Annotated in this window: 18 protein-coding genes; 12 read left to right on the top strand and 6 right to left on the bottom strand. The window is 50.7% G+C overall.

Features of this window, described 5'->3' with window-relative positions; translation table 11 throughout:
- Nucleotides 1–15: 15 nt before the first annotated feature.
- Nucleotides 16–1,068 carry a M42 family metallopeptidase gene (locus tag ACZ45B_RS05690; protein ID WP_024544494.1) on the bottom strand — a complete coding sequence of 351 codons (1,053 nt, stop codon included), beginning with the start codon at nucleotides 1,066–1,068 and terminating at the stop codon, nucleotides 16–18.
- Between the two features lie 146 nt (nucleotides 1,069–1,214).
- Nucleotides 1,215–1,679: a glutathione peroxidase gene (locus ACZ45B_RS05695; RefSeq protein WP_024544493.1), complete on the bottom strand. Its 465-nt coding sequence runs from the start codon at nucleotides 1,677–1,679 to the stop codon at nucleotides 1,215–1,217.
- A 146-nt stretch (nucleotides 1,680–1,825) separates the two neighbouring features.
- Between ACZ45B_RS05695 and ACZ45B_RS05700 the strand changes: the two genes are divergently transcribed.
- On the top strand, nucleotides 1,826–2,815 hold the full coding sequence (locus ACZ45B_RS05700; RefSeq protein WP_024544492.1) for an NAD-dependent epimerase/dehydratase family protein: 990 nt from the start codon (nucleotides 1,826–1,828) through the stop codon (nucleotides 2,813–2,815).
- On the opposite strand, the gene ACZ45B_RS05705 is transcribed toward ACZ45B_RS05700, so the two are convergent.
- Nucleotides 2,812–4,185 (bottom strand): GDSL-type esterase/lipase family protein, encoded by a 1,374-nt coding sequence (locus tag ACZ45B_RS05705; protein WP_096417435.1) that lies wholly within the window; start codon nucleotides 4,183–4,185, stop codon nucleotides 2,812–2,814. The genes ACZ45B_RS05700 and ACZ45B_RS05705 overlap by 4 nt on opposite strands.
- 140 nt (nucleotides 4,186–4,325) lie before the next feature.
- Here ACZ45B_RS05705 and ACZ45B_RS05710 point away from each other — a divergent pair, with 140 nt between their 5' ends.
- Nucleotides 4,326–4,799, top strand: a complete 474-nt coding sequence (locus ACZ45B_RS05710; protein WP_024544490.1) for a low molecular weight protein-tyrosine-phosphatase — start codon at nucleotides 4,326–4,328, stop codon at nucleotides 4,797–4,799.
- A 16-nt stretch (nucleotides 4,800–4,815) separates the two neighbouring features.
- Here the strand turns inward: ACZ45B_RS05710 and ACZ45B_RS05715 are convergent, their stop codons facing one another.
- On the bottom strand, nucleotides 4,816–5,313 hold the full coding sequence (locus ACZ45B_RS05715; RefSeq protein WP_029681585.1) for a MogA/MoaB family molybdenum cofactor biosynthesis protein: 498 nt from the start codon (nucleotides 5,311–5,313) through the stop codon (nucleotides 4,816–4,818).
- 59 nt (nucleotides 5,314–5,372) lie between these two features.
- Here ACZ45B_RS05715 and ACZ45B_RS05720 point away from each other — a divergent pair, with 59 nt between their 5' ends.
- The 7 genes from ACZ45B_RS05720 to ACZ45B_RS05750 all read left to right on the top strand — a co-directional run bounded on the left by ACZ45B_RS05720 (nucleotide 5,373) and on the right by ACZ45B_RS05750 (nucleotide 11,021).
- Nucleotides 5,373–5,855, top strand: coding sequence for a flavin reductase family protein (locus ACZ45B_RS05720; protein WP_024544488.1), 483 nt, complete (start codon nucleotides 5,373–5,375; stop codon nucleotides 5,853–5,855).
- A 53-nt stretch (nucleotides 5,856–5,908) separates the two neighbouring features.
- Nucleotides 5,909–6,259, top strand: coding sequence for a phenylpyruvate tautomerase MIF-related protein (locus ACZ45B_RS05725; RefSeq protein WP_024544487.1), 351 nt, complete (start codon nucleotides 5,909–5,911; stop codon nucleotides 6,257–6,259).
- Nucleotides 6,260–6,572: 313 nt separating this feature from the next.
- Nucleotides 6,573–7,427, top strand: coding sequence for a septum site-determining protein MinC (locus ACZ45B_RS05730; protein ID WP_024544486.1), 855 nt, complete (start codon nucleotides 6,573–6,575; stop codon nucleotides 7,425–7,427).
- Between the two features lie 77 nt (nucleotides 7,428–7,504).
- Entirely contained in the window at nucleotides 7,505–8,305 is an 801-nt protein-coding gene (minD, locus tag ACZ45B_RS05735) for a septum site-determining protein MinD (protein WP_024544485.1), read from the top strand.
- Nucleotides 8,306–8,383: 78 nt separating this feature from the next.
- Complete coding sequence (gene minE / locus ACZ45B_RS05740) at nucleotides 8,384–8,662, top strand: cell division topological specificity factor MinE (RefSeq protein WP_024544484.1); 279 nt, start codon at nucleotides 8,384–8,386, stop codon at nucleotides 8,660–8,662.
- A 72-nt stretch (nucleotides 8,663–8,734) separates the two neighbouring features.
- The gene (locus ACZ45B_RS05745) at nucleotides 8,735–9,739 is read left to right on the top strand and encodes a Ycf66 family protein (RefSeq protein ID WP_024544483.1); all 1,005 of its coding nucleotides are present in this window, start codon (nucleotides 8,735–8,737) and stop codon (nucleotides 9,737–9,739) included.
- Between the two features lie 70 nt (nucleotides 9,740–9,809).
- Complete coding sequence (locus ACZ45B_RS05750) at nucleotides 9,810–11,021, top strand: 4-hydroxy-3-methylbut-2-enyl diphosphate reductase (protein ID WP_024544482.1); 1,212 nt, start codon at nucleotides 9,810–9,812, stop codon at nucleotides 11,019–11,021.
- Nucleotides 11,022–11,095: 74 nt separating this feature from the next.
- On the opposite strand, the gene ACZ45B_RS05755 is transcribed toward ACZ45B_RS05750, so the two are convergent.
- Nucleotides 11,096–11,716, bottom strand: coding sequence for a chorismate lyase (locus tag ACZ45B_RS05755; protein ID WP_024544481.1), 621 nt, complete (start codon nucleotides 11,714–11,716; stop codon nucleotides 11,096–11,098).
- 179 nt (nucleotides 11,717–11,895) lie between these two features.
- On the opposite strand from ACZ45B_RS05755, the gene rpsP reads away from it, so the two are divergent.
- Both rpsP and ACZ45B_RS05765 read left to right on the top strand, forming a co-directional pair.
- Nucleotides 11,896–12,144 (top strand): 30S ribosomal protein S16, encoded by a 249-nt coding sequence (rpsP, locus tag ACZ45B_RS05760; RefSeq protein ID WP_024544480.1) that lies wholly within the window; start codon nucleotides 11,896–11,898, stop codon nucleotides 12,142–12,144.
- On the top strand, nucleotides 12,137–12,568 hold the full coding sequence (locus ACZ45B_RS05765) for a KH domain-containing protein (RefSeq protein WP_024544479.1): 432 nt from the start codon (nucleotides 12,137–12,139) through the stop codon (nucleotides 12,566–12,568). Before rpsP ends, ACZ45B_RS05765 begins: the two co-directional genes overlap by 8 nt.
- A 101-nt stretch (nucleotides 12,569–12,669) precedes the next feature.
- Here the strand turns inward: ACZ45B_RS05765 and era are convergent, their stop codons facing one another.
- Nucleotides 12,670–13,611 (bottom strand): GTPase Era, encoded by a 942-nt coding sequence (gene era, locus ACZ45B_RS05770; RefSeq protein WP_024544478.1) that lies wholly within the window; start codon nucleotides 13,609–13,611, stop codon nucleotides 12,670–12,672.
- Between the two features lie 285 nt (nucleotides 13,612–13,896).
- Here era and ACZ45B_RS05775 point away from each other — a divergent pair, with 285 nt between their 5' ends.
- Entirely contained in the window at nucleotides 13,897–15,183 is a 1,287-nt protein-coding gene (locus ACZ45B_RS05775) for a M16 family metallopeptidase (protein WP_024544477.1), read from the top strand.
- The last annotated feature ends 24 nt before the right edge of the window (nucleotides 15,184–15,207 follow it).

Raw genomic sequence — 15,207 nt, forward strand, 5'->3', positions numbered from 1 at the left:
ATACCGATTAAGCCATCACATTTTGGGATGCTGGCAATAAGCGAACAAAATATCAATGCAGTGGGCGATCGCCCCGAGGTGAGCAATCTCGTAACCGTGGGTATTTTCGGTGGGGAAACTGAGACAAGCACCCCGGCATACATGGCCAAATTTCATCGCGATCGAGGCATCACTACCAAACCCCTGGATAATCGCCTGTTGGAGGGGACGGTTAATTTCGGCAGCAGCGGTGAGAATTTCTTGATTTAAGCCTTCGTCATAGATGCCATAACCGTCTTGGGAGAGTAATACGGGTCGATCGCCTGGGGCGATCGCATACTCCCGCGCCAGAGGACAAATTTCCAAGGCGACCAAAGCATCCAATTGGGTGTTTTGACTAAAGTAGAGGGCTCCCAAAGCACCTACTTCTTCCTTGGCAGAGGCCACTAGATAAACATCTTGAGGCGGATTTTTGAGCCGTTGGGCCAGTTCAATCAGAATTACAAGAGAAGCTTTATTGTCCAGGGTATAGCTGGCGATGTAATTTTTCAGGCGGAACGGTTTTTTGCGATGTTTGCCGACCACCACCCGGCTGCCAGGACGCACCCCAGCGGCGAGTAATTCGGTGCTATGGCATTTTGTTTCCAGCCAGGCCTGATGCCATTGGACCGGTTTTTCGGTTTGCAAGAGCTTCTGGGGCGATTCGTGGGACACATGGCGCGAACCGAAGCTGAGAATCCCGGAAATCGTTGCCTTATCGCCGAGGATATCCATTACCCCTTCGCCGTAGATCCAGGGGTAAGCGCCGCCCAGAGCCCGAATTTCGACCCGGCCCGTGCGTTCATCGATTTGTTGGACGATCGCCCCAATTTCATCTTTGTGGGCGGTGATGGCGATCGCCCCGGCATCCGGGTTTTGACCCGAAATTTTCACGATGATGTTACCGGCCCGGTCTTGCCAATGATGAACCCCAAGTTTGGCAAAAAGACCGAGGAGATAGTGATCAATTTCCATTTCCTGGCCACTGGGGGAATGGTGCATCACTAAGGTCGAAATTTGCTCAAACAGGCGATCAAAATCGTGACTCATGGTCAAAAAATATAGTTAATGTGAGGAGATAAGCAGGAAAAATCGCCCCCATATTGTCGCAACTCAGTCTGAAGAAAAACGGAAGTTTCGAGGAGGGCGATCGCCAAATTAAAATCCCATTCCGAAGAGGGACATCGGGGGATGTTTTAACCTAACGCCTTTTCAATAGCAGCTTTCAGAGCAGAATCGTTCGGTGCAGTTTGGGGCTCGAAGCGTTCGACAACATTGCCATCACGACCAACGAGAAATTTACCAAAGTTCCAAGCAATATCCGGGCCTTCCCCCACGAGGAACTGATACAGAGGGCTGCGGTTTGCACCGTTCACATCCTGCTTTTCGAGGAGCGTAAATTCTACGTCGTACTTGGTTTTGGTGAAATCTTTAATTTCTTCGGGGCTGCCGGGTTCCTGGGCACCAAACTGATTACAGGGCACACCGACAATCACTAGACCGCGATCGCCATATTCTTGATCGAGGGCCACCAGGCCACTGTACTGGGGCGTGAGGCCACATTTACTGGCTACGTTAACGAATAAAACAACTTTATTTTCAAGGGCTTCAGGGCTGAGGGTCTCACCGTCTAAGGTTTTTAACGCTGTGGGTAGAGCCATGGTAATGATTTACAGATTATGACAACGGTTTCTATTATCGGTGATCCGCTTGGAGAGAGGATCCCCCAAGGGGAAATTTTCCGGCCGATGCCCCGCCGTACTAAACTAGGGGGCAACTTTCTTTCCATTGCAAATCCCGCCCACCCATGACAAAAAAGGTTTTTATTACCGGCGCCAGTGGCTGCATTGGCCATTATTTGGCCGAAACATTCATCTACCACACCGATTACGAACTCTATTTGCTGGTGCGATCGCCGGAAAAATTACAATTCAACACCGAAGCTCGGGGCGGCATTCACATTATCCAAGGGGATTTGCTCGATATCGAACAGCAGGCCGAGATTCTCAAAACGATCAATGTGGCGATCTTGGCGGCGACGGCCTGGGGGGGCGCCCAAGAATCCTTTGAAACCAATGTGGTAAAAACAGCCCAGCTCATTGATCTACTCGATCCAGAAATCTGTGAGCAGGTGATTTATTTCTCCACCGCCAGCATCCTCGGGCGAAATAACGAAGTTTTAACAGAAGCCCGGGACTTTGGCACCGACTACATCCGCACAAAATATGAGTGCTACCAGAAGCTGGGCACCCTAAAATTAGCGCCAAAAATTTCTGTAATTTTCCCTACTCTGGTGGCCGGCGGCGGCGAGAATAAACCTTTTTCCCATCTATCCGGCGGTCTACGGGATCACATTAAATGGATCTCCATCGCCAAGTTTCTCAGGGCCGATGGGAGTTTTCACTTTATCCATGGCGAAGACATCGCCCGGGTGGTGCGTTACCTGGCCGAAAACCCGCCGACGATTCGCTTTGATCTGCCCCCAGGGGAGCTAGATCCAGAGCGCCTCTTTGTATTGGGCAATGAGCCGGTCAGTGCCAACGAGGCGATCGCCCAACTCTGTGCACACATGGGCCACAAAATTTATTTTCAGATCCCCCTATCCCTCTGGCTGGCGAACGTCATTATCAAAGTTTTCCGGATCCAGCTGGCCGCCTGGGACCGCTTTTGTATCGACTATCGCCACTTCACCTATGGCAAAACCTACAATCCCCGTAGCTTTGGCCTAGAGTCTGCCTGCCCGAGATTAACCGATGTGCTGACCAGTGCGGGCATTCCCCCGCGACAGCGCCCCTAATCGAGGAAGAAGTTCTCAGGGATAATCTGCATCCCCGGTAAGTTGGCGATCGCCCCATAGAGTTGATTCGCCATCACATCATTGGCGGCCCCATTGAGGTGAATCGGATCCGTAAAAGTCGGGGTCGGGAACTGCTCATTTAAGCGATAAAAATCAATAAACGTCACATTATTCGGAAAACTTTGGGCCAACTGCTGCACTGTGGTCGCAAATTGCGGATAGTAAGTGGTCATTTTTTCTGCATAACTTTCTCCCAACTGTTGTCGAATCGCTATTTCAGTTGGATCTAGCTGCGCCTCGGGGCGTCCGGTGATTTCTGGTTGGAGCGCCACAACCACCGGGATCTGGGCGGCACTAGATAGGCGAATCATCTGGGCAAGGTTGGCTTGGTAGCGGTCCAGACGGGCCTGCAATTCCGCGTCAGAATCAGGGAGCTGCTGGCTCAAACTAGCCGTATTGCGTTCTCGGATACTGAGGGTTGCCCCTATTTGATTTGTGTTCTGGGGCGAAGTAAAAGACAACACCGTGCGAATCAGGGCACTTTTTTCAGCTTTGTTGCGGAGAGATTGTCTGAGGTACTGGTGGAAATAGGCGTCAGGATTTTTTGCAAATTCGGCCAATTGGGGAATTTCAGCGGCATCTTGGTTACTGGGTAACAGCAGATCTTCATAGCCATTCAGGACAACAACGAGATCCGGCTGGTAGGGCAAGATTCTCAGGGCAAGTTGGGCTAGTTCATTGCCGGAGCTATAGCCGGGGACGGCCACATTCACGACACGATAATTGCCCTCACGGATTTTGGCGGGTAGTTGGGCGAGGCGGTTACGGGTAGGCGGAAAGAAAGGGAAAACGTCTGGGCGGTAAGTACCAGGGGATTGGCGCTGGTCTTGGACACGATTCTGGAGCCGCTGTTCAAGGAAGGTGGCGATGGTTTCTTGGTTGCCCTGGGCACCGCGACCAAAGGCGGTGGAGTTGCCGAGGATAAAGATCCGGATTTCATCTTGGGGTTTGGCGACGGGGAGTGATTCTTCGTCCCGAAAGCCTTGCTCATTGAGGGTGAAAAATTCGCTCTCTTGGTCGCCCAGCAATTCGTAGCCAGTGGCGATGGATTTTTGGGCCAGGAGTTCACCCCGGTTGTCTAATCCTTGGTAAATGTTTTGGTCGCTATCGACAAATTTGAGACTGTAGGCGATCGCCTCTTGGGAGAGTTGGTCTTCTGGCTTTTCGAGGTAACCAGAACCCAGGCGGGCAATCACCTCTAGGCTCAGTAGAACGACAGGCACAGCCACGGCGACCGTCCAGGGCGAAATGGATTTTTTCTTTTTTTTGCGACCAAGGGACGAAGAACGACGGCGACCGCGACTAAACATGTAGACTTTCCTTTACAAAAGAATTTTCACTTATTTTCAAGGGAGATGGCCGATTTGTCATGGGGGATCTAGGCTTTCTCCGGGGAAATTTGGGGTAAACTGCAAATTTGCGATCGCCCCTTAGCTCAAAAAAACTGACGATGGCTTATAAATTATTGTTCGTTTGTCTAGGCAATATTTGCCGTTCCCCCTCAGCCGAAAACATCATGCGCCACCTCATAGAACAGGCAGGCTTGGCTGACAAAATCAGTTGTGATTCGGCAGGCACTTCTAGCTATCACATCGGCGCGGCCCCAGACCGCCGGATGCAGGCAGCGGCCCAAAAGCGAAATATTCGCCTCGTGGGTAGTGCACGCCAGTTTTCTGCCGCTGACTTTGAAACTTTTGATCTCGTTTTGGCGATGGACCGGGCTAATTACCGCGATATTTTGTCCCTCGACCGCGCGGGAATCTACCAGGACAAGGTGAAAATGATGTGTGACTACGCCGCCAATTTCACCGATAGTGAAGTGCCAGACCCTTACTATGGTGGCCAATCGGGGTTTGATTATGTGATTGATTTGTTGCTCGACGCCTGTCAGGGGCTGCTAACTGAGATCAAGCAGGATCTGTAACCGCTGGAAACTTAGCTTAGGGTCGCAATTGGGTGACGAGATGGCGCAGTTCCGGCAAAATTAGTTTTTCCATCGCTAACTGCACTGCCCCCGTTGAGCCTGGCAGAGAAAATAAAATCATCCCCCGATAGGTGCCGGCCACAGCTCGGGAGGCGATCGCCCGGGAACCAATTTCCTGATAACTGAGGCTGCGAAAAATTTCCCCAAACCCCGGCAAGGTTTTTTCTAAATGTTTTTCGAGCATGTCATAGGTGTTGTCCCGGTGGGCGATGCCCGTGCCACCACTGAAGATCAATGCCTCTAAATCAGTATGGGCAAGGATTTCTAAACGCTTGGCGATCGCCTCTGGATTATCTTTAATCACTTCATAATCGCCGACTTCATGGCCTGCCGCTGTGAGCAGATCTTGGATGCATTGACCACTTTTATCCGTTTCAGGCGATCGCGTATCACTGACGGTGACCACCCCACAACGAACGACACGGGCAGAAGAATCAGAATGAGGTTGCAGCATGATCAGCAAAGATGATTAACAATGGGGGAGAATATCAATCCCTACAGGAGAAGTCTGCAATGTTAGACGAACAAGCAAAAAAAGCCATGCTCCTCCATATCCCTCACGCATTATATATTTGCGGTGTGCGCGATGGTGACGAAATGAACGGCTTTACAGCCAGTTGGGTGATGCAAGGCTCCTTTAAACCGCCCCTGGTCGTCAACTGTGTCCGGTCAGATTCCGGTTCCCATGCCATGCTCCAGAAAACCGGCGTCTTTTCCCTCAGCTTCCTGGACGAAACTCAAAAGGACATGGCCGCTAATTTCTTTAAGCCCAAACGCCGCGTCGGAGATAAATTTGAAGATGTGGAATTTTACGAAGGGACAGAAACGGGTTGCCCAATTATTAAAGACTCCCTTGGTTATGTCGAATGTAAAGTGGTCGGTGCTGTGGCACAGGGTGATCACACTGTTTTTGTCGGTGAAGTGATTGGTGCGGGTGTGCACCGGGAAGGCAAAATCCTTAACCTCGAGAGTACCGGTTGGAGTTATGGCGGCTAATTGAGCCCCTGTTTCTTCTCGACTTTTTGTTCAACAACCTCTGTGAATTTTTTATGCCTCTGATTAAAGTACAAACCTCTCTCCACCCCCAAACCCAAGGGGATGTGGAAACCCTCTTACTCACGCTTTCCCGGCAATTGGCGGCGCACCTAGGCAAGCCGGAATCCTATGTGATGACCGCCTTTGAAGCAGGGATTCCCATGACCTTTGGAGGCACCATTGATCCAGCCTGCTATGTAGAAATTAAAAGTGTTGGCACCATGGGCGATCGCACCCGCGTGATGAGTGAAGCGTTTTGCAATGAAATTCACCAGAGCCTTGGGGTCGCAAAAAACCGTATCTACATTGAATTTAACGATGCTCAAGGCCATATGTGGGGCTGGAACGGCTCTACCTTTGGTTAATCTCAAGCCAATTCATTGCCAAACTGAATCTTACGATCTCCCGCAGCAATGGGCGACAGAGTAGCTCAGACCCTGTGGCACTGAATCGGGGCGATGACCACAAAAGTCTAGGTTGAGCAACAGCTAAAAACCCTGACCATACTGTTGCTGGGGAGGGCATCTGCTTGCAGTGGGGCCAAAAATCCCTGTAATAACTCCAATTTGGGCCGTTTCAGGGATGTTAAATACAGCTCAGATCAGCCCTAAAAACAAAAATTTTGCCGAAGTCCAGCCCTTACTGTTATAAATCAGGGGTAAATTTTTGAGGGATCCCATGGCTGAGCTCGATGATCATTCTGTGCCAAATCTTGATCCGGCAACGCCAGAAACAGTGGCGCTGAGCGAGAAGCCAAGCATTGAGCTTCAATTTGGCCTAGAAGATGACCACCTCACCCTGGCGCTACCCACCGTCGAAACCCACGAAATTGATGATTGGGAAGCAGTTTGGGAAGCCCTCCGGGAACAATTAAGCGCTGCGCAGGGCTTCCCTGTCGTCCAGGTACATTTGTTGGCCCAAGATCAACTGGTGGGAGGGCGGCAACTCCAGGCGCTCGCGGCCTTGCTAAAGCCCTATGAACTCAAGCTCAAGCGCGTTTATACGAAGCGACGTCAGACGGCGATCGCCGCCGCGACAGCAGGCTATAGCGTTGACCAAGACCCACCCAATCAACTGCTGGCAGATGTGCCCCTCAAGCTCAAACCTCTCCAAGTGATCGCCCAGGAGCCGGAGGTTTTATATATTGACCAAACCGTTCGTTCCGGGGTGGAGATTATTCACCCTGGCTCTGTAATCGTCACAGGGGATGTCAACCCGGGAGGCAGCATTGTTGCCGAGAAAGATATTGTGGTGTGGGGCTGCCTGCGGGGGACAGCCCATGCGGGGTCGAAGGGCGATCGCACCGGGCGAATTATGGCGCTCCAGATGAATCCAACCCAGTTACGTATTGCCGATATTGTGGCCCGGTCTACACCCCAGGCGATCGAACAGCTCAAACCAGAGGTGGCCTATCTTACCGCTGAGGGGATTCGCTTGGCCCCAGCCCTCAAATTTTCAAAAAATTACAGCTACCAAGCCGAGCAACAGCACTGGCAGGAGGCCGCAGATCCACTCTTGCCTGTAATATCGTAGCTAGCGGGCTGCCACGACCGTTGGCTATATCGTAAGCTTATTGAGTTGTTTACCTACTACTACCCACCCAGAAGTCTATGAGTCGCGTTATCGTTATGACCTCCGGAAAAGGAGGCGTCGGCAAAAGCACCTGTACCGCTAATCTTGGCTCGGCCCTAGTCAAGCTCGGCAAAAAGGTCGCCTTGGTCGATGCGGATTTTGGTCTACGAAACCTGGATTTGCTTTTGGGTTTAGAGAATCGTGTGGTCTACACCGCTGTGGAAGCGATCGCCGGTGAATGTCGCCTAGAACAGGCCCTGGTGAAAGACAAACGCCAAAACGGCTTAGTGCTGCTGCCAGCGGCCCAAAACCGCAACAAAGAGGCCGTCACCCCCACCCAGATGAAGCAGCTGATTATGCGTCTGGACAAAGCATTTGACTATATTTTGGTGGATAGCCCTGCTGGAATTGAGATGGGTTTTCGCAACGCGATCGCCGCCGCCCGGGAAGCACTCATTGTCACCACCCCAGAAGTGGCCGCCGTGCGCGATGCCGACCGGGTCATCGGTTTACTCGAAGCCTATGGCATTAAGCGCACCCGTTTGATTCTCAACCGTCTCAAACCCGAGATGGTGAAACAAAACGAAATGATGAGCGTCGAGGATGTCCTGGAAATTTTGGCAATTCCCCTCATTGGTATTGTGCCTGATGATAAACAGGTGATTATTTCTAGTAACCGGGGGGAACCCTTAGTGCTGGGAGACAAAGCGAATGATGTCCCTGCTACGGCCTTTATGAACATTGCCCGGCGCCTAGAAGGAGAAAAAGTCCCCCTGTTAGATCTGATGACCAATCAGGAAGGTTTTTTGGCGAAGATCCGACGCATTTTTGCGAATTAACGGTTGACTCCAAGGCGATCGCCCCTGGCATCCCCGTCTAAGCTGAAGTTTATCCATCCATAATTTTTGTAATGAGCCATGATCCAGGAATTACTTGAAAAGCTGCTCAACTGGCAGACCCCCAAAAGTGGCGACGAAGCCAAAAGACGCCTCAAGCTGGTGATCGCCCATGACCGGGTGGGCCTCAGTCCCGAAAAGATCGAAGAAATGCGCCAGGAAATCCTCGCTGTTGTGGCGAAATATGTGGAAGTAGACCCCGAAGAAATGGAATTCGATCTATCGAGCAATGACCGGATGACGGCACTGGTGGCCAATTTACCCATCCGCCGGGTCCGGGATATCCGTTCCCTAGAATAGTTTTTTGCTCGAAGATCCAGCGATTCTGGCACAATAGGGCAAGCAGTTAGCATCACTTAGGAGTTGTTGGTCATGTTGGCACAAATTTTGGCGATCGCCGTTGCCCTCGGGAGCGGATTGCTATTTCTGACTGCCTTTATTTTTCCAAAACTCCACCGTCAAGATGATTTCTTCTGGAGCGCTGTCGGTCTTTTTTATGCCCTAATCCTTTGGGTTTGTGCAGGGCAAATGGCTGGGGCGATCCTCCTGGGTCAGTTGGCCAGCGTGATTCTCCTCGGTTGGTTTGCCTGGGAAACCCTACGCTTAAGACAGGCGATCGCCGACCCGACTAAAATTCCAGATCTCAACAAGGTTTCCCTGGTGGCCTACGTCAAAGACCGGTTTAAGAAAGCTCCTGCGGTCTCTACTAAAACAAAAGCGGCCAAAACGGAAACTGCTGCAGAAACTGAGAAACCAGATGATTCTGCTACTGCAACTCCCGAAACTGAGACTCCTACAGAAACTGAACCTTCTGTCACCATCACCGAGACGCAAGCAGATCAACCGCCCAGCCCTGTAGCAAGCGATGAGATGCCTGAAGCTAACGCCTCTACTGAAGTCACTCCCGATGAAGTGGCGATCGTCACCGAAGACGAAGTAACAGCCTCAGCAACCCCAGAGGCAGAAGTTTCCCCAGAACCCCAAACCCCTGACGATAAAACTGCTCCTGATAAAACGGACAGCGAAAATATTTCTTCCCCCCCAATCACAGCCCAACCGTCCAAAAAAGGATTCGGCTTCGGTCGCCTGTTTGGCAAAAAAGCAGCATCACCAAAAACGCCTCAACCAGCTCCCGCCACACCAGAGCCAACAACAGCTGGTGGCGATTCGGATATTGACGCCATTTTTGGGGACGAAGAAGTATCAGAAACTGCACCCACGTCTGAAGTTAGTGATCCCGCAGAAGTCGTTACAGAGTCATCTGAAACAACGTCCTCTCAAGATTTGGTAGACCCTGAAACTTCTACTGAAACCTCTTTAGATTCTGACCCAGAAGCGACTCCTGAGCCAGAGGATTCTCCGAAAGAGACTCCCTAGAGATGCGGGATCACCCCAAGAATTCGCTATGATCTTTGACTAAAGCTGTACCCTTGATCACCCCCACCCTATGGATACCAAAGCCTTTAAACGTTCCCTGAACCACTCCGAGAATTACCATCGCCAAGGATTTGGCCACAAAGAAGAAGTGGCTGGCATGCTCACCAGCGAGTACCAAAGCAGTCTGATCCAAGAAATTCGTGAAAATAACTATGAGCTGACCCGGGGTGATGTGACTATCTATCTTGCGGAAGCCTTTGGTTTTTGTTGGGGGGTCGAGCGAGCGGTGGCCATGGCCTATGAAACCCGCAAACACTTCCCCACGGAAAAAATTTGGGTCACAAATGAGATTATTCACAATCCGTCTGTAAATAACCGTCTCAAAGAAATGAATATCCACTTCATTGAATTGGTGGATGGTAAAAAAGATTTTAGTCAGGTTGCAGGGGGGGATGTGGTGATTTTGCCGGCCTTTGGTGCAACGGTGCAAGAAATGCAGCTGTTAAGCGATCGCGGCTGCAAGATTGTGGATACAACCTGCCCTTGGGTGTCGAAGGTCTGGAATTCCGTCGAGAAGCATAAGAAAAAAGATTACACTTCGATCATTCACGGCAAATATAAGCACGAAGAAACCGTTGCCACTAGCTCCTTTGCGGGAACTTACTTGGTTCTGCTCAACCTCACCGAAGCGGAATATGTGCGGAACTATATTTTGCACGGGGGCGATCGCCAAGCATTTCTCGACAAATTCAAAAATGCCTATTCCGAGGGGTTTGATCCCGACAAAGACTTAGACCGGGTGGGCGTGGCGAACCAAACGACCATGCTTAAGAGCGAAACAGAGCAGATGGGCAAACTCTTTGAACAGACGATGCTCGAAAAATTTGGTCCCACGGAAATCAACGATCACTTTATGAGCTTCAATACGATCTGCGATGCCACCCAAGAGCGTCAGGATGCGATGTTTGATTTGGTGGAAAAAGATTTGGATCTGATGATCGTCATCGGCGGGTTCAACTCCTCCAACACCACCCACCTCCAGGAAATTGCGGTCGAACGAAATATTCCTTCTTACCACATCGATTGTGGCGATCGCCTGTTGGCAGGCAATGTTATCGAACATAAGCCCCTTGATGGTGAAATCACGACCCAGGCCGCTTGGCTCCCTAAGGGCAAGCTAAAAATCGGTGTTACCTCCGGCGCTTCCACCCCCGATAAAGTCGTAGAAGAAGTCATTGCAAAAATCTTTGCGGAGAAAGCCCAACCCGTCGCCCTCGTCTAGTTCGGGCCAGGCTCCCAAAACCCCCGATTTCTCCAAGAAGTCGGGGGTTTTATTTTAAAGTGAAAGCTTTTTTATTAATCGGCAGTACGTTGGGTCTCCCCCAAATATTTCCGCAAATAGGGCGAAAAAACTTCATAAATCAGCGTTAATGGCTTGCCATCATGCCAAAACAAATAATGTCTACCCCAGAAAGGCCCGTCCTCCTGAAATGCCTTCTCTAAAATAGGCGATCGCCCGTAATAAATCCCCTGAATATCCCGATAAAGCTCCGTATGTAGCCGTGATAAACTTTCCCAAATTGGTAAACTGCGATTTTGTAGATACTCATCCACATGGTTCGCATCCCACCAAGAAGTCGCATAGGCTAACCGTTGCCCAGAAGCCGTTCTCAGCCAAACCTGCCGCCGTAAATGGGGCGTAGGAATCGCAGAAATCAGGCTCGGTGCCCCGTCATTACCACTGCCAATGGGAGACATATCAATCACATCGACTTCAATCTTTTCTCGCGTCAACAAACCCAGGTGCCGCGTTGGTGACCCATCCCCCAAAAGCAAAATTTGCCAGGCCGGAGCCAACTGTCCATGGGGTAAGCCGGCCTGTACCTCAGCCGCTCCCCCCTGCCAAATCGGTTCAAGACAGTGCCATTGGCGTTCCTTAGAGGTTGCGAGAAACGGAGAATTCAGTGCTAGAGTCAAGATTCTTCACAAAACTTCAACTCAATTGATCATAAACAATTCTTGGCAACCCTGCCTGAAATTCATTGATCGCTCAACCTGAGCGTTGACCCGAAAATTGACATCCCCTGAGGCTTATGTTTTGATTGTATATTGGCTCTGTTATTTTTATTTCTATAGAAGTTTTTCAACTAAAACAAATGGTAAAGCTCCGTCTAAAGCGTTTCGGTAAAAAAAGAGAAGTAAGCTACCGTCTTGTTGCGGCCCAAAGCACTAGCCGCCGCGATGGTCGCCCCTTAGAAGAACTCGGTTTTTACAACCCCCGTACCGATGAAACCCGCCTCAATGTTCCTGCCATTGTGAAGCGCCTCAAGGAAGGGGCTCAACCGACAGAAACCGTCCGTAACCTCTTGGAAAAAGCAAAAGTATTCGACCAAGTTAATGCCTAATTTAGACAATCTGTCTAGCGCGCCTCATTCAGGGAGCACAAGCTACGTTCAGTTAATCAAGTTTCTTTTGGAGCCGCTCCTCGATCAACCGGAGTCCCTTTCGGTCGACTGTGAGCAGCTCCCCAACAGCAATCGAGTTTGGCTGCGAGTTGCTTTTGACCAGGAAGATAAAGGCAAAGTTTTTGGTCGGGGTGGCCGCAATTTACGGGCCATCGAGACGATCCTAAGGGGATCTACTCCTAGCACTGACCAAAAGATTTACTTGGATGTTTATGGTAGCCATGACCACAGTGCCGGTGGTGGTGACCGTCCTGGGGGATCTGCCAACCAGCGTCGGGGAGATAGTCGCCGCAGTCAGCCGCCCCGCCGTTCTCGCACCCCAAAGCCGAGTCCCCAGCTCCGGGGGCCTAACGGCAACCCATAGACTAGGTAGTTCGTAGTACGTCATCGACAAAAATATTCGGAACGACCCCTGGCGATCGCCTGATGTGGGGTCTTTTTTATGGGGCATTGCTCTTTCGATGTCTAGCCTTCTTCGACGCGGTAGCCCAACTCCGCGAGATGGCTGCGAGATTGACGCCATTTGGGTTGAACTTTGACAAACAACTCCAGATAAACTTTACCTGCAATTAGTTTTTGGATTTGCTGACGGGCGGCGGTGCCAACGGTTTTGAGCATGGCCCCTTTTTTCCCAATGATGATTCCTTTTTGGGAGCTGCGTTCGACATTGATCGCGGCTTTGACTTCAGTGATTTCTTCCCCTTCGTTGACTTGTTCGATGGCGATCGCTACGGAATGGGGAATCTCTTGGCGAGTATGAATCAAGATCTGTTCACGGATGAGTTCCGCCATGATGAAGCGTTCTGGCTGATCGGTGACCAGATCAGGAGGGTAATAGTAAGGGCCAGGGTCTAAGGCATTGATGAGCTTAGTCTGGAGATCCCCAAGGCGATCGCCTGCGAGGGCCGAAAATTCCTGGAGCTGCCAGTGGTTTTGTTGGGCCAGCTCCTGATAAGAGGCTAAAATCTCTGGCTTGTGTTCAGGGCGTTGGTCGATTTTATTGACCCCAAGGATCACCTTTGCTTCGGTTTTTACCAAAAAATCGGCAATGAATTGATCGCCTCTCCCCAAAGGAACAGATCCATCCACAATAAAAACCACAAGATCAACGGCTGCCACTGCACTACGGGCGTTTTTGACTAAAATTTTGCCCAGTTCATGGTGAGGCTTATGGATACCGGGGGTATCTACAAAAATAATTTGTGCAGCTTCTGTGGTGAAGATTCCCCGCAATCGATTGCGGGTTGTTTGGGCCACAGGGGAAGTGATCGCAATTTTTTGACCGATCAATTGATTCATCAGCGTAGATTTACCGACATTCGGGCGACCAATCAGGGCGACAAAGCCAGATTTAAAGTCAGCTGGCGCAATGGGAATCGTCGGTTGGAGATCAAATTCTAAGGTCATGGAACTGCGAAAAGGGGCTTATGTTTATCTTACTGGCTGCAGGCCTTGCCAGAAACGTCGCCAGTATATCTTCATGTCTTCAATCAAAATCAGCTCCGCCCATGAACGAGGGCACAAATTCGGCGGAGTAATCTGCAGTGCGATCAGGATCTAAAACCGCGCCTTTTGACAGCTGATACAAAGCAAAAGTCCACCAACTTCCTCCCCTTAGCCTATTACCAAGACCCGGGGGTCAACATTGCGTTAAAGTAAAAGCACAAAATTGAACTTGTCACGATTCGCTACATGACCTCCATTCTGGTATCTGCACCACGCCTTAACCAACCGACGATCAGAACTCTCCCAAATGGGCTGACGATTATTGCCGAACAGGTACCGGTGGATGCCGTGAGCCTGAATGTGTGGCTAAGTGTTGGCTCCGCAATCGAAGCAGATAGCATCAATGGCATGGCTCACTTTTTAGAGCACATGATTTTTAAAGGCACACCGCGCATTGGTAATGGGGAATTTGAACAGCGCATTGAAGCGAAAGGGGCAGTGACGAATGCTGCCACGAGTCAGGAATACACCCACTATTACATCACCTGTGCCCCCCAAGATTTCGCGGAGCTGGCGCCCTTACAGTTGGATGTGATGCTCAACCCTAGTATTCCCGATGGGGCCTTTGAGCGGGAACGCCATGTGGTCTTAGAGGAAATTCGTCGTTCGGAGGATAATCCCCGTCGCCGCACCTATTTTCGTGCGATTGAGACGGGCTTTGAGCGACTACCTTACCGTCGTCCGGTGTTGGGGCCCAGTGGGGTTATCGAAAATCTCCAGGCCCAACAGATGCGAGATTTCCATGGTTTCTGGTATCAACCGGGGCGGATGACAGCGGCAGTGGCGGGCAATCTGCCTGGCGATCGCCTGATTGAGCTCGTAGCCGAGGCCTTTGAACAGCTATACCAACCAAAAAATATTTCATCTGTTCCTACCTTTACTGACCACAGTCCCGAGGCACCTTTCCAAAATATTGTACGCCGTCATTACGAAGATGAAGGGTTGCAGCAGGCCCGCCTGGTCATGATGTGGCGTGTGCCGGGGTTAGGAGATCTTGAAGAAACCTATGCCCTCGATATTCTCGCGACGGTCCTTGGCCAGGGTAAAGTCTCTCGCCTTGTGCAAGATCTGCGAGAAACCAGAGGCTTGGTCACCCAAATCAGCGTCAGTAATTTCACCCAAAAGCACCAAGGCATCTTTTACATTTCAGCTCAGCTACCCGTAGAAAACATTCCGGTGGTGGAAGCAGCTATTATTGAGCATCTCCGGGCCATCCATCGTGCATCTGTTTTGCCTACGGAACTAGAGCGTGTTAAAACCCAAGTAGCCAACCGCTTTATTTTTGGCAATGAACGACCCAGCGATCGCACCAACCTGTATGGCTACTATTACTCGTTGTTGCAGGATCTCGAACCGGCTCTCCGCTATCCCGAACTGCTCCAAGGGATCACCCTCGACACCATCCAGCGTTCTGCGTGGCAATATTTAAATCCAGAAGCCTACGGCATTGTGACCCTGACTCCGGCTGCATAGCCCCGCTGTCATTGCGAGAATAAA

This window comes from Picosynechococcus sp. NKBG15041c (assembly GCF_055380235.1).

Bases quoted from the DNA above. Each gene is read 5' to 3' on its own strand.
- rpsP (WP_024544480.1), top strand. From the start codon at position 11,896: ATGGTAAAGCTCCGTCTAAAGCGTTTCGGTAAAAAAAGAGAAGTAAGC.
- ACZ45B_RS05695 (WP_024544493.1), bottom strand. From the start codon at position 1,679: ATGGCTCTACCCACAGCGTTAAAAACCTTAGACGGTGAGACCCTCAGC.
- minE (WP_024544484.1), top strand. From the start codon at position 8,384: ATGATCCAGGAATTACTTGAAAAGCTGCTCAACTGGCAGACCCCCAAA.
- ACZ45B_RS05730 (WP_024544486.1), top strand. From the start codon at position 6,573: ATGGCTGAGCTCGATGATCATTCTGTGCCAAATCTTGATCCGGCAACG.
- ACZ45B_RS05745 (WP_024544483.1), top strand. From the start codon at position 8,735: ATGTTGGCACAAATTTTGGCGATCGCCGTTGCCCTCGGGAGCGGATTG.
- ACZ45B_RS05765 (WP_024544479.1), top strand. From the start codon at position 12,137: ATGCCTAATTTAGACAATCTGTCTAGCGCGCCTCATTCAGGGAGCACA.
- ACZ45B_RS05710 (WP_024544490.1), top strand. From the start codon at position 4,326: ATGGCTTATAAATTATTGTTCGTTTGTCTAGGCAATATTTGCCGTTCC.
- ACZ45B_RS05700 (WP_024544492.1), top strand. From the start codon at position 1,826: ATGACAAAAAAGGTTTTTATTACCGGCGCCAGTGGCTGCATTGGCCAT.
- minD (WP_024544485.1), top strand. From the start codon at position 7,505: ATGAGTCGCGTTATCGTTATGACCTCCGGAAAAGGAGGCGTCGGCAAA.
- ACZ45B_RS05715 (WP_029681585.1), bottom strand. From the start codon at position 5,313: ATGCTGCAACCTCATTCTGATTCTTCTGCCCGTGTCGTTCGTTGTGGG.
- ACZ45B_RS05705 (WP_096417435.1), bottom strand. From the start codon at position 4,185: ATGTTTAGTCGCGGTCGCCGTCGTTCTTCGTCCCTTGGTCGCAAAAAA.
- era (WP_024544478.1), bottom strand. From the start codon at position 13,611: ATGACCTTAGAATTTGATCTCCAACCGACGATTCCCATTGCGCCAGCT.
- ACZ45B_RS05775 (WP_024544477.1), top strand. From the start codon at position 13,897: ATGACCTCCATTCTGGTATCTGCACCACGCCTTAACCAACCGACGATC.
- ACZ45B_RS05720 (WP_024544488.1), top strand. From the start codon at position 5,373: ATGTTAGACGAACAAGCAAAAAAAGCCATGCTCCTCCATATCCCTCAC.
- ACZ45B_RS05750 (WP_024544482.1), top strand. From the start codon at position 9,810: ATGGATACCAAAGCCTTTAAACGTTCCCTGAACCACTCCGAGAATTAC.
- ACZ45B_RS05725 (WP_024544487.1), top strand. From the start codon at position 5,909: ATGCCTCTGATTAAAGTACAAACCTCTCTCCACCCCCAAACCCAAGGG.
- ACZ45B_RS05690 (WP_024544494.1), bottom strand. From the start codon at position 1,068: ATGAGTCACGATTTTGATCGCCTGTTTGAGCAAATTTCGACCTTAGTG.